The organism is Pseudomonas sp. NGC7, assembly GCF_047159675.1.
Classification (GTDB): domain Bacteria; phylum Pseudomonadota; class Gammaproteobacteria; order Pseudomonadales; family Pseudomonadaceae; genus Aquipseudomonas; species Aquipseudomonas kermanshahensis.
On sequence record NZ_BAAFZY010000001.1, the window covers coordinates 5,147,354 to 5,161,437 of the forward strand.

6 protein-coding genes are annotated in these 14,084 nt (G+C 56.9%); all 6 read right to left on the reverse strand.

Features of this window, described 5'->3' with window-relative positions:
- Position 1: 1 nt before the first annotated feature.
- From ACMCNM_RS22955 to ACMCNM_RS22980, 6 genes are read right to left on the reverse strand one after another with little or no spacing between them, the layout of a single operon-like run.
- On the reverse strand, positions 2–3,808 hold the full coding sequence (locus ACMCNM_RS22955) for an RHS repeat domain-containing protein (RefSeq protein ID WP_412765481.1): 3,807 nt from the start codon (positions 3,806–3,808) through the stop codon (positions 2–4).
- A 34-nt stretch (positions 3,809–3,842) separates the two neighbouring features.
- Positions 3,843–4,331, reverse strand: coding sequence for a hypothetical protein (locus ACMCNM_RS22960; protein ID WP_412765482.1), 489 nt, complete (start codon positions 4,329–4,331; stop codon positions 3,843–3,845).
- Positions 4,321–7,227, reverse strand: a complete 2,907-nt coding sequence (locus tag ACMCNM_RS22965) for a hypothetical protein (protein ID WP_412765483.1) — start codon at positions 7,225–7,227, stop codon at positions 4,321–4,323. The genes ACMCNM_RS22960 and ACMCNM_RS22965 overlap by 11 nt, the downstream gene beginning before the upstream one ends.
- A 4-nt stretch (positions 7,228–7,231) precedes the next feature.
- Positions 7,232–9,664: a hypothetical protein gene (locus ACMCNM_RS22970; protein ID WP_412765484.1), complete on the reverse strand. Its 2,433-nt coding sequence runs from the start codon at positions 9,662–9,664 to the stop codon at positions 7,232–7,234.
- Between the two features lie 58 nt (positions 9,665–9,722).
- Positions 9,723–12,215 (reverse strand): hypothetical protein, encoded by a 2,493-nt coding sequence (locus ACMCNM_RS22975; RefSeq protein ID WP_412765485.1) that lies wholly within the window; start codon positions 12,213–12,215, stop codon positions 9,723–9,725.
- Positions 12,216–12,241: 26 nt separating this feature from the next.
- Positions 12,242–14,056: a hypothetical protein gene (locus ACMCNM_RS22980; RefSeq protein WP_412765486.1), complete on the reverse strand. Its 1,815-nt coding sequence runs from the start codon at positions 14,054–14,056 to the stop codon at positions 12,242–12,244.
- Positions 14,057–14,084 lie beyond the last annotated feature (28 nt).

Genomic DNA, 14,084 nt, shown 5'->3' on the forward strand with positions numbered 1-14,084 from the left:
GCTAAGCCTGTGTGGTACCCGACAGGATGTTTTCGGGGTCGTAGTGGTAACGACAGACCTCCCCTTCCTGGGTTTCGACGCTGATCAAGCGGTTGAGCTCGTCGTACACCAGCATGCGTGCCTGCTCATCGCTGATCAGGTTGCCATTGGCGTCGTAGTGTAAGTCGACAGCGGGTTGCGGGGCCGGCGGAACGATCTTGCTCAATTGCGCCGGGTCGACATTCTTGAACTCGTACAGTGTCCGCTGCGGTGTTCCCCCTGGGCTCTTGGTAATGACCGAGGTGATGTTGTCCAAGCCATCGAAACCGAACGTCTGCCATTCGATGATATTGCCGGAAGGATCGACCGGCGCCTCAGGCCCGGTGCAGTCATAACGCTGCAGCCGACCGCGCCGGTCGTACGCATATTTTTCATGGCGCAATAGCTTGGCATCCTCTTCGTCTGCATCCTTGGGGCGCTCTTTGAGTATCCGGTGCGTCAGGCAATCGAACTCGTCATACCCCTGCTCCAGCGTTTGCAAAATGTCGCCAAAGTCGAAGGTGCGCAGCGTTTCCCGGTCGAACTCGTCGTATTCAAGCCGTGTGGTCAATTGCTGACCGGTAGTGACATCCTGAGTGGTGGTACTTGCCATACGCCCAAGATCGTCATACGTGAACGATGCCGACAAGAGTATCTGATCAGCCAGCGGCTTGCGGCGCACTCGGTAACGGGAAGGGGTGGGCACAGGTTTACTCAGCGTGGTTCTTTCCAGGCGCCCAAAATCGTCGTATTCATAGACCTGGTTTTGACCCTGCACGTCCAGATAAGCGCGCATCCGCCGACGGTAGCTGTAGTCATAGGTCATCCTGAAGGTTCCACCCTCCAGAATACGCGTTTCGGTCTTGACCTCGCCGTTACTGAGGAAATAGGTGCGGTCCATGCTATGCCCGGGGTTTCTGGCGTCCCCTGGTTCTTCACAATGGGTCAGCTTGGCATTCTTGGGATCGTGTACGTAAGAAGCGGACTTTCCGCTAAGCACACGCGTTGTGGGCTCCTCGCCCAGCACGGGTACGTAGGTGTATTCGATCTTCCTGCCATCTGGGACCGTCACCCAGCGCGGCTGCCGCTCACCCGGGTCGTACTCGAAGGTTTGCAGGCGCCCACCGGTCGTGGCGCTGATACGCCGCTCCAGGCCATCGAACGCCTGCTCGCCCAATAACTTGGCGTTCGCTTCGGTAGTACCCACCTTGATGCTGACTGGCAGGTCGTTGCGGCTGTGCTTGGCATACGTGCGATAAACCCGATTATTACGGTCAGCCAATGTGTGGACGATCAAACGGTCGAAGGCGTCATATACATACTCGTCGATACGTTGGCCGGTGCCGCTGCCCTTGGCCTCCTTGCTAAGCCGTCCAAGCCCGTCGTAGCTATTGACCTGCAGACTGATGTTTGTCGTTCCATCTAGGGCAAAGCGCTCGATTTTCGCTGGCTGTTCGAACAGGTTGTGCCACGTCTGCGTGATACCGCTGAGCCTTATTCCATCACGTTCACGCCAGTTGTGCTGAACCGGACCATCAGGGCTCTGCACCTGGCTGACTTCCTCGACCTCCGTCACCCCATAGGGGTCAGTGACAGACCGCTGCTGGCCCCAGTCGTCGTAGGCGTACGTGCTGGTCAACTCCAGCAGTTGATCACCCATCCAGTCGATTTCGGTTTCCTCGCTCAACTGGCCTAGTTGATCGTGTTTCGCACGGTAGATCGGTCTCGAGCCCCCCGCGAACCTCTTGCTGTCATGGTCTTCACGTGTTTCGAATATTGCCCGGCTGAGCCCGTCGAAGTACGTGCTGGTCTCGACCCCCTTGACGTCGTACGCCCATTGCTGGGCCTGTTCATTGTCATAAGCGCACAGGTGGTATTTGTACCGCCGGTACGCCTCGAAGGTCGTGCCCGGTGCAACGGTCTCACGCGTTACTCTACGCAGCGCGTCAAATTCGTAACGAATCTCGACGTTGTTGTCGTCACGGTTGAGCACCGTCTCACCGGTCTGGAGGTCGTGCTCCAGTGTGATGACCTTGAGTTGCCCATCGAAACCCTTGAGCGTCTCGATGGTCTGCAGTACTACCCTCTCTTCGGGTTTGCTGTAGGCATAATGGGTGATCGAATCGTAAGCCTCGGAACCGTGGTAACTCACGGTTCTGGTACTGACTCGCCCGTACTGGTAGGTGGGTGCGGTTAACGCGTCATAGTATTCGTAACTGATTTTTTCGAAGAAATCTTCAGGCTTGCCGCCCGCCTCGAAAATGCTCTCACTTTCCACCAGCCACCAGGGTTTCGTCAGATAGCTGCCCTGCGGCGCCAGCGGCTTGTATGCATAGAGCTGGGTCAGGGTGGGCGCGGCCCCTTGCCCATTGGGGGCGGGCCGTACGGTTCGGGATTTCAAATGGCGCACGAAACCGTGTGGCTCGCCTTCCTCCTCGGCGCTGTACCAGACATTGGTTTCAAGCACCTGGTTGGGTTCCAGGCGGGTCAGCACATTTCCCTGATTATCGTAGCTGGTGACCTGCTTTTCTAACCGCTGTCTTACCACTGGAGGCTTGCCGGGCTCTTGGAAGGGGCCGGTCCAACGGCGGGTTACCTCAACCGGAAGCTGGAAGGCAGGCGGTTGCTGGTCGAAAGAGCCGTCAATTTCACCGTAGGTAGTGGTGACATCCAGCTTATTCTCACCTTGAGAGGTCTGTTGGGCCACCAGCAAGTGAAAACGATTGAACGTGCGCGTGATCGTTCGATCGTTATTCGACCCTTGTATCTCGCGCGTCTGGTAGGAATACCCTTTCGCCACCTTGTAGAGATTATCCAGCCCTTCGTCATCCCAGGGAATCGTACTGCCGCCTCCGACGAAATTGTTCACGCCAGGGTATTCATACTTCACCACCATCGTTGGCTGATTGAAACGCGGCGAGGTTTCATGGCGGGTTACCCGGGGCAGATTGGCACGCCCGGCGCTGGGCGGAAAAGCATGCCCCAAGTCGTCGTAAAAAATGCTCTCCTGCCCCCCGTACGGGGTCGTAACCTGGTTCAGGCACAAGAAACCGCGCACGTCACGATAGGTAAAACGCCAACGAGCCTGGTTGGGGGTGGGCAGGATGATCTCGCTGACTCGGTTATCGCTTTGGCTCAGGGTCATCACGTAACGAGCAAGCGGGCCACCATCTTCGCCACCATAGGGGTAACAGAGAATATCGACTCGGCTGTTGCCTTGCCGCTCGAGGCTGAGGATTTCCTCAGTGCCGTCGGTAACAGTGAGCAAGCGCATATGGTTAGTCAGTGCTGGCTCGTATTCCAGGTAGAGCACAGGCCCAAGGGGCGAATGCAACTCGATGGGCAAAGAGACCTGTGCCTGCTGAGGGCCCATGGTCTCCAGCACTTCGACCAGGCCGGAGCGGTGTTCAACGCGGTAACGCGTGGCACCATTCTGGCCTGGCGGTTCAGGGTATAAGTCGAACGGCCTGAGTTTCTGCTCACTCATTTCCAGACGGCCGGTGACAGTAGACTCACCGGTAATCTTGTACGTTTCGCCGCTGCGCGACGTCACTATATTGTTGCGCACTTGAGTGAGTTGCAGGTTCCAGCCCTTGCCAAAGCCCGAGTCTTCAACATTCAAGGGGCTGTAGAACAAAACCAGATTGAAGTCCGGACCCTGCAGGTCGTTACCTTTCAACTCAGGCAGCTTGATGGACACCGTGTACTGGCCTGTGCGCGAGTCGACACCCGATTCGATGTAAGAGGAAAAATTAAAAGCATTGGAATGAACGGAAGTGGATGCACTCATTTAAGTAGCCCCAAGCATAATCAAATTTTGTCACTCACTTTGAAGGAGACCTAATAACCGCACAGGACAACTTTCCTTCAATATGATCGTGATCTTTACCCCCCAGCCTCATGAGACCCGGCGCCACAACCGTATTGAGACGACCTTTGAGTTCACGAATATCAAACCAAAGCGAAGAGGTGGGATGCTTGATAGCGCGAACATCGAACCACCAATCCCCGCTGTAAGCACACGACCTCTCAGAGATCAGTGTCACAACGGTACTGGAGGGGACGTTTTCGAATTTAAAGTATGTCGCCACGTCGTTGCCACAGCCGTCCATCTTGAACTGCTTGGCATTCGCCCCTGCATCCGGCACTACTGTAGAACATACCCTGCCGATCGGCTCCTGGTTTACAACATCTTGCGCGAAAAGTATGACTCCTGGGGGCTGCGTTCCACTTGCCTGCACCGTTTGCCCAGCACAGCCGCCAATAAGAAGGCCCGCAAACAGCATGTTCAACACTTGATTATTAGTTTTCATCACAACCCCCTGCACTTTGGTCAGTCAAGCGAATCGTCGTACTGTTTTCTGCAAATGGACGCGAAGGGACACTGTGTACCAGCACATTCCGGTCACCGATGATGTCGGCTGGCAGATAATCAATTTGAATCAGTTGCAAATTACCCCGTGCGTCACGTAACTGCACACGCAACGGTTTGGACATCTTGGCAAATGCTTCAAGATCACGTGCATCTTTCAATGAGCGATTCCAATTGCGGAAGTTTGCAATCACCAGCAAGCCGGCCTCATATTGCGTCGCCACCGGCCGCTCGAAGTCCATTCGCCCCAACACCTCTGCCATGCCACCGTCGAAATACACTTTATCCGGTTCCGCCGTCCCCAGATCCTGGAACAAATACCCTGTGTAACTGTGGAACACTTCATTACCCGCGCTGCTTTCCCATCGAACCATTGAAGTATTGACGTCGCGCTCACTGTCACTTTGCCGAGCCTTTACAAACTCGGCGGTATAGAACGTTCCCGCATTGTAAGCCAGCATCCAGTAATCGTCGGTGACCGGCTGCAGATCGAAGTCTGCATGTTCCGGGTCCGCTCCACCCAATTCCCCGCCCCCGCCCGCCACGCGTTTGCGAATGAAAGTGTAATCACTGGATTTGTAAGGCTCCGGTGTGCGGACCTGAACTTCAATGGTGGCATTGGTGTGTGAAGCGTCATTGGAGTAGAACCACTCGCCACTCGCGGCCTGAAAGCCCGCGTAAAACACCTGCGAACTGGATGTTCCACGCCGCTGCAGGTAGAAGATCTGCCTGATGGTGCGGTCTTCCGACCCCCGTTCGGTAACAGGCTGCGCTGCTGCCTCGACAGCCACGGGGCTGGTTTCGTTTCCCAGCATAAACATGTTTCTTTTCAAGCTGGTGCGCCAGACATTTCCGTAAACAGAACCAATGCCTTCCTCGTTGTCACACAGGCCGGGGATTTTCTGTCCCGCCCGATCGAACAGAGTCATTGACGCGATTTCAGCCGGGCTGAGTTTGTAATCCTTGCCATCCACCTGGTTAGTTTCCACGGTAACTTCCACCTCCAACTGCTGATAGCCGTTGGAGTCAATCATCCCGCGTACACCCTGGCTGCTCTTGCCGACGGTGATGGTGAACCGTAGCAGCGACTTCCAACTGGCCTGCGCCTGCAGTGCGGACGCTTTCAGTACGCTATAGCCTGTGGCGAATACCACACCGTTGCGCACCACTTCACAGGCCACCACATTGCTTTGCGGTGTGTGCTGCGCCGATGCGGTGAACTGACCCGATGGCGTCACGCTGCCAGCGCCGCCCAACACCCGCCAACGTCTGGGTTCATTAGGCATGATGCGTTGAACGTCGTTCAGCTGGATACTGCCACCATAAGCGAGCTTCGGCACGAAAGGGGGAGCGAGCGTCAACAGTGGCTGGCTATTCACCATGATCAGCGCAGCATTCCTCTGCTCACTCGCCGCGGCCTGTACCTGCTGCACGCTCAGGATCCGTCTCAATGCTCTGCGATGAGGGGAGAACCGCGCATGCCTCTCGCCAAGAGTCGCCAACTCACCCATAGGTGGCTCAAGCAGTTCCCAGCCGACGGGCTCTTCACCCGCATTCCATACGTCTACTCCCGCTGCATGACGCGCTGGGCGGAAAGCAGCGGCACCGGGCGTTACCAACAAGCCCTCGAATGTAACCAAGAGACGGGCTGCAGCGCTGTAAGTGTTGTCGCCCTCGTCGTACTCGGCGGTCACGATGATGCTCTGGATCTCGTGCCCCATGTCTTCCTGGGAAGGGGCGGTGTACAGGCCATTGTTATCGATTTTGCCGTGACCTTCCGGGGTATGGCTTTGTGGGCTAACTGCGCTCCAACGCGAAGCGCTGAGCGGCTTGCCCTCGCCGTCGTGCAGCACGAACTGCTGCTGTTTGCCTGCAGCTATCACTGCTCGCTGCGCCGGTTCAACCGTCAAGCTCGTGCGCAGCGGATCGATGTTGCCAAACACGGCCCGGTCCAGCGGTGTATGGTCTTCTTTTTTTACAAACGCATTGAGCTCGGGGAACAAAAGGCTGGCGAGCAACTCCAGGCCCTCGTCCGAGGCGTGGTCGAGCATGTCTTTGCTCAGTACAAGCGTCGCCGAGTAGTCGCCATCGGGCAGCAGGTACGGAAAACTGTCATCAGGCAACTGCCCGTCAACTGTATTGTCACGCAGACGAATGAACACCAGTACCGCCCCATCCCCTTGATTGCTCGCACCACGCACGCGTGCACCTGGGGCGGCCTGGGTACGCAGAATGAAACGCTTGGGTGTCAGCGGTTCGTACCCTTTGAAGTCCACCGTCCCAAGGTCGAACATTGCGCAACGGGCAGGCATTTCTTGCATCCAGCTTTCCAGTGCCTTGTTAAGCTGCTGGTTAAAGTTTTCATCCTCCTCCAGCAGGTTGGTCTTGAAAGACGCACCTTTGGCCAGATTCAACGTAACTCGGCCATAGGGATCGACCTCACCGAGCACCGTTTCGAGGTCTACCTCCATTTCCAGCCAATACCCCACTGCCTCAGTAATCTCGATATTGCTGATCAAAGCCCCAGTAGTAATGACCGTACCTTTGATAATGTTCATGGCCACCGTGGCTTTGGAGTCGCTCATCGATGCGCTGTCGAAAGACAGCAACGGCGAACCAAACTGCAGACCTTGTAATTTCAGAGCGTCGCCCACGCTCTGCCCTGTCAGCGAGTCGCTAAAGGGCGGCAGGTACGTGTTTTCCTTAAGTCGCGTCAGGTATTGCCGCTCCAGCAAATGGTTCAGCCGCTGGCGACTGTAGGCGGCAACGGCCCCCCAACCCAGCGTCACCGACCCCATACGCATGTGTGCAAGCAACTGCCCCAATGAATTAGACATGGCATTACCCTCCGAAAGCGTGTTGTGAGCGCACGCGCAGGCCTGCCGGAATGGCAGCGCGGCGCGTGGCATCGAAATACAGCGACACAGGCAGCGTCAGGATCAGGTGGCCTTCAAACACGAAGTCGAACCCTGGTATCACCCACTTGGCCAGGATCAGCGTGAAAGGCGCACCGGTGTTAGGATCAGGGGACGTGAAGACGCCGATGGCATCGATCTCGCCTGTGCCATTAATCGGCAGGGTCCATTCCACGCTTTGCATGACTTGGCCGTTGACCCGCCCCTGCAACTGCAAGGCGCCATTGGGCAACTGACGCTCAATTTCAATAATGAGCTCCGGCCTGCGCTGGCGCACCAGCACATGGACTGAGCGCGACTCTCCCGTCTGCGTGTCCTCAACTCTGATTTTGTCAAGCACATAGGTCTGGTTGGCAGATACCAGGCCACCTGCGGAGTAACTGCACCGCTTGCCATCTTCGCTGGGCTGGACCGAACCCCGCCCCTCTGCCTCGGGGTCGAGCACCGACCACTTCAAATCCCCCCCCAGCGTGCCAGCCGTGAGGGTCAACTGATCGTCGATGTAACACACGTGAATCAAGGGGTTGACGGTCAACGCAGCGAGCAGCACGGTAACCCTGCTCATGCTGCGCTGGCCGGTGAATGGGTCTGTGGCGATGACCCGCGCACGTACCTGCTGCCCACCCATTGCATGCGCTGGCGGCGCGCGGTATTCACCCTGAGCATCAATCCGCCCAATATCGCCCTGAGCACCGGGCAACGCCTCAAGGCTCCAGACCAACCCCTCACGCGCGGGTTCCACGGTAAAGGTATGGCGCTTGCCGGGTGCAAGCACCACGGGTGGGTCAACAACACGGAAGAATGCAGCGCTGTTCTGGTTAGCGAACAACGCCATACCAGCGGGAAACTCAAAGTGGAAAGGGACGAACCGATGATCAGGGGCCAACGTCACGCCGTTGCTCACCTGCTCCGGTACCATCGCCGTCAGTTTTTTGGCCAACCCTTCCAGCACTGCTTGCTTGATGGCGAAGGCGACGAACGCATTGATCTCTAGTTTCGTCTGCGCTGACAGGCCACTTGGTAGGCCACTGACCGGTGTTACCTCGGCTGCCTGCTCCCAAGGCCACAACACATGGCCCAGCAGCATGCACCCAGCGTCTTCCTCTGGCGTTGCAGGTTTGTCCAGGTGGAACAACGTGCGCAGATCGAACTTGAAGGTCGCTGTATGGGTTTGCCACACGTTGTCGCGTTTTCTCCTATAACGCAGTGTCAAGGTACAGAACGACTGCCAATGCTGGCGGATCTCATCATGGTCGAATTCAATGCTAAGCGGCGACTGGAAAGCGCCTTGGGGCGCCTGTCCCCGGGTGCTCTCTGTGGCGGGAGTACAGCGACAGCAGCAGCATGCCTGCCCATGCTGGCTGAGGGAACGGTTGCCTCCTGCGACGTCTGAAGGCGCAGCCCCCCCCACCGGAATAACGAACTCATCGCACTCAAAATCGTAATCGTCGCTCTCATATGTGCTGGGGTGAACACGCAACTGGCCAGCCTTGGCGTCCATACGCGCTAGCGTTTTATCCGCGTCCAGGTGCGACTCGAACTCCCCGCCTTCAAGCATCTCTTCAAGCCCTGTTGCGTAAGCAGCCCTGTGCAACAAGCGCGAAGACAGCAGCAGGGTGGAGGTGACCGGTTGCGACAGATCATCCGGCAGCAGGAAAGGGTAATTGTTCTGCTCGGTAGGGAAGTTGCCCAACGGGCCATTTTCCAGGCCTGCGAACACCACCATCGCAGCTTTGCCGTCAACTTTGCTGACATGCGTACGTACCGCACTGCCACGCACCTGCAGGTACGGATTGCCCGCCAGCGCCTGGAAGTCCACCAACGGATAGACTCGACGGGCGATATCCAGCCCACTGACGAAGTCCTTGAAAAAGCGCCCGGCGGCCAGCCGCTGGGGCAGTCCGCCGCCCAGGTCAAGCTCAGTCTCCACAGCCTCTTTCAAGTCGGCCCGCACACCTTGCGAGTTGGCTGTCAATGCCAGCTCTTGCTTGACCTGCAGCGGATCCAGCAGGTCGTGCATCGCCACGCCGAGAAGGCCGTCGGCCTTGTCCATGATAAAGTGCACACCGCCTTCCAGTGCGATGGTTTGCCGCACGTTGGGCGATGAATACGCCGCCTCGATATCCCTTAACAGTGGCGGCCCTATGCGGTAGCCAGTCAGTACGTGGGTGACACTGCTACCCGGCACAGCGATCTCGCCTTCGAGATCGCCCAGCGCGCTGCTCTCGCGACTGTAGTGCGCCAGTTCCACAAAGTCGTTGGCCTGCTCGGGACGCATGGCGAACGTGAGGTCCCAATTCATATGACTGGGGTGCTGCTTCATCCATGCCAGGATGACTGACAGATAGTTACTAGACATGATATGGCCCTGTTCAACTGATGTGTTGTCGGCATTCGTGTGTTTGAACGCTGCTCAGTTACCTGCGTGTGGCACGCTCTGCGGCCTGTTCAAGTGTCTGGTAGGCAGCGATGTGTTCGCCCAAAGGCAGCGGCAATACGATGAAACCGTCGAAGGTGAACGGGAAACCGGGCATCGGCTCCCAGTAGGCACGCACCACACAGAACGGAGCAGTGCTGGACCCGACTGACTGGTAATAGGGTTTACCTTCGCCGTCTATTCCGACCGTGCCAGGGCCATGGAGCACGGTCAGCTCGCTCACCCCAACGTTGCCACCTGCACTGATGGACAGCCAAACCCTGCCCAGGCTCGCATCGCGCTTGTCCACAAGCACGTCAGAGGGGCGCGTTTGGGTCATCTGGGTAATGATGCACAGGCTGCGACGCTCACCGGAGACGCTGTTGCTGACCTCTACCTCCTCAACCACAAATGACTTGCCCTGCAGGTTTGGGCCAGGCATGTAGGTGTTGGTGGCACCGGATGCATGAGCGAGGGAGCCATGAGGTTGCGCGCCCAGAATTCTCCAGTTCAATTCGCCCTCGGACACATGACCGGCCTTGAGGGTCACCCCTTCATCCCCAACCTGGCAAAGCTCCACCAGTGGGCTCACACTGAGCGCGTTTTTCACCACAGTGACCAATGCGGAACTGGAGAAACCTGTGGCTGGCGCGGTGGCGGTGATGCGCACTCGGGTAAAGTCACCTCGGATACCACTGGCACCGGGAGCCAGGTAAAGCCCATTAGTAACGCGGTCGAAATTGCCCGCATCGTCAGCAGAGCCTTCCACTGACTCGACGGACCACTCGATCTTCTGTTGCGCAGGCACGACCGAGAGCTGTAGCTTGTCCCCCTGGACCATGACTTTTTCGAGTGGCGAGACGGTAAACGTAGTCAATTTCGGGTTGACGCTACCGAAGCTCACCACGTCGCGAGGCAAGTAAAGATCGCGCCCCGCGATGGCACCGCCGAAGTTAAGCTGGATCGTTTTCTCTACCACCTCATTCATATACAAATCGGTGGCAAGGTCTTTTGCGAGTGCGGCCCGCAACTGAGGTATAGACGTGCCACGTGCAACATTTATCACGGCGTCGTATACACACCCTCTCATCCAAATGCCATGTTGCACACTGGTAGGAAATTGATTACCTTCCGCCGGAGGCACTGGCCCCTTCCTCTTCAGATTAATCAGATCCCAGTTATTCGGAAAATCAATGTCTATACCTGACAATTGCAACCTACCGCCTTGCTGATCATCAATCTTCCAAGTAATTTTGAAAATTAATCGAGACTCCGCCGACCATCCCCCCAGCATAAAACTCGGGTGCGTTCCTGGGTTCCAAGGGTCAGCATACCCCCAAGAATCCCAATAACGGGTTACCTCAACATCCCGCCAGGCCGTGTTATCAAACTCCAAGACAACCTGACCTTTAGCAATATGAATTTTCAGATTTCCCGCCAACGGCATCGTCCCCGCTGGCACCCGCATATTCATCTCACTGAAAAACCACCCATAACCGACATCGGCGTAGCCACCTTCAAGAAATGCGCTATCGGCCCCACCTGAAAACTTAAGTTGCCCACCCGTGGCCGTTGCGGTTACCCCTCCATCATTCGCGTACACAACGTTGAATTCTGCCGCCTCGAAAAGGGTCCGTGGAATATTCCGAAGAATAGTTGCGAGCGCAACCCTATTTTTCCCGAACATCACCGCCGCGGAATATTCACTGCTGTCGCCAGGTATCAAATAACGATAGTCTTTCCCAGGTGTAGAATCTTGTTCGCTACGGCCACCGACCATGCGAATCGTCCCCAGCAACGCCCCGTCCGTATCAGCATCCCCCTCGATATCCATCGGCGAACTCGTTACCGAAGGATTGCGCTGGGTATACAATTGAAACGACTCCGGCCGCAGCAAGTCATCATCACCGTGCTCGATATGCCCCAGTGACCAGACGCGTTTTTCATCCGGCAACGCTCTGAACAACGCTTTAAAAAAGTCGCCACCCAACTCTCGAATACGCCTGGAATCGGAAAACATCATGACAAAATCGTCACTATTGCGCAGGTCCAAGGTCAACGCGCCGCCGTCATCGACATGCCCCGGCACCTCACTCAACTGCAGATTCAAACGCAACTCTGGGCCCACCAAAGGTTCGATCCGATCAATACGCTGGGGGTACCAGTTGGCGCCAGCCTGCTTCAACCCTACCTGATTGCCGCCCACGATCTTCATGCGCAGGCTGGCGCGGGAGCTGGTAATATCGGTGTTATCGAAAGACAGCCGAGGGTGATCCAGAATAAAATTCTGCATGAACACCTTATAACCATTGTCTGCCTGGGTCTCACCATTCACCGGCGGCAGGTACGAATTGGTCTTGAAGCGCCTTATATACTCTTGAGTCAGCAGCCTGTCAGCTTTGGCTTTATCAATTGCAAAAACAGAGTCATTGCCCAGCAGCCGATCACCCGTCTCCAACCACTTCAGCAAGCTCGCCTTGGAATTAGTCGACATGATTCACCTCACGCAAGAGTTGGATTTCAAGCAATCAATTCGATATCGACGGAACGAAAGTTCCGCCAGGTTTCGCCATCATCAAAACTGGCAGCCACCGTCAACCTGAACTTTCTGTTCAGTTGCAATCCTTCAAGGAATGCTTTGGGCAAATGCGCCTCGACAAGGCCATCGTAATACTCGTCTTCACTCACCTCGGTTGAGCGCGGGCGCAGGGTATGCTTGGCACTTTTACGGCTTCTCGGCTCACCTTCAGCTTCGATCCCTAGCAGCTGCCCTTCTGCCATGAATGGCCATGAACCCAAAGAGCACAGCGCGCCGCCAGACGGCACTATCCCCAACGACAGTTGCTCGTTCTCAACCCCCGCCACCTGTATGAGCGGGTAGCTCTGCTGGCCGTAATCGGCCACCTTCAGGTCGAATTTCTGTGAGGTGCGGGGCGATTCGCCAGTTCGGGTAACGGTGTAATAGACCTCAAGGCGCCTGCCCATGTTGGCGGCGATGGCCGTTCGCGGCACTCTGAACAGGCGCCGGTCACCAGAGACGGGCTGTGGCACGATGACCGAGCCCGTGCTGCCATGCCCCTCCCAGTGCAAGCTGACCTGCGGCGCCGGCACCTCCCCCTCGCCCAACTCCGCATCCGCCGGAATACGCACTTGGGCGCCGCCATCGAGGTTACGCGGGTGGACAGTGCCCTGATGCGGCTCATCGTCCCATTCCGGCACGGCATCATTGATGACGGGCAGTGGCAGGTTCAAAGGGCGCTGCAAGGCCACGGTCATCCCCTCCGAGCGCTTTTGCGCCCCAGGGCGTCCGTACTCATAGCTGAAGGTAATTTGCTTGCCACGGTTGACCTCGCTCTGCAGCCACGCACGGTCCAGATGAAACGCCAGGTTTTGGCTGTCGAGCGAACTTACATCCGCTCGCACGCTGCGCAGGCTCGCCTCCGGGCCTTCTACATAGAGCATCAGGGAATCGCCCAGGCGTAGGTCTGGGTAAGGCTCGGCCAGCAGCCAGATACCGTCCTTATACGCATCGCCATCGGGGTCGAGCGTGTCTCCTACATGCCCCGGAATACTGGGCGCCGCCAGCAGAGGCGTGGCAGGAGGGTCACTTGGATCGGGCCAGGAAATGTCGAAAACTTGCTCAGGCGAACGGCTTACCGAGCCATCGGCATACTCGATGCGGTAGCGCAGAATCCCGAAACCGTAGATGTAGTTTTCGACATCGCCCCGTTCCAGGTGCCAAAGCAACGGCCGGCCGAGGTCAGCGTTGCTGACTTCATGCAGCAATTCAATCGGTTCGCCAGGCGCGAACTCGTCGTAATAAGGCTCCCATACCAGGAATACCTTGTCCCCTTCAGCCATGGAAACATACGGCGGAGTCGCCAGTTGCAGGCCCTCATCTTTGAGTTGAGTCACATCAATGATCAAGTCATGGGCACCCTGCAGGTGCGCGACCGGCAAGGTCCACAGGCCGTCGGCCATTCGGTTAATGTAAAAGTGCCTGCGCTTCGACTCCTCCAAATAACCGCCGCTGCCATCCGGAGGTCGGAACGAATAGAACACCGTACCGCCTCGCAACTTTGAAACACGATAGAACTCGACCCCGAACCGCCAGCGCTGTTGAGCGTCAAGTACATCCACCTCAACGTCACCGAAAATATCATCAACGGAGCCATCTTCCTTCAGGCCACGCCAGTTGATATCCACGTAATCTCCCACTTTGATACCGCTGTAGGTTATCCAAGTATCCAGTGGGCCTGATGCCAGCGCATCCAGATCAACCGAATTTGTCCTCACGTCGAGATGCGCAACCTCCGGCATATCTGGCGTATTCATGAAAGTGTCCTCTGTGGCCAATAACCAA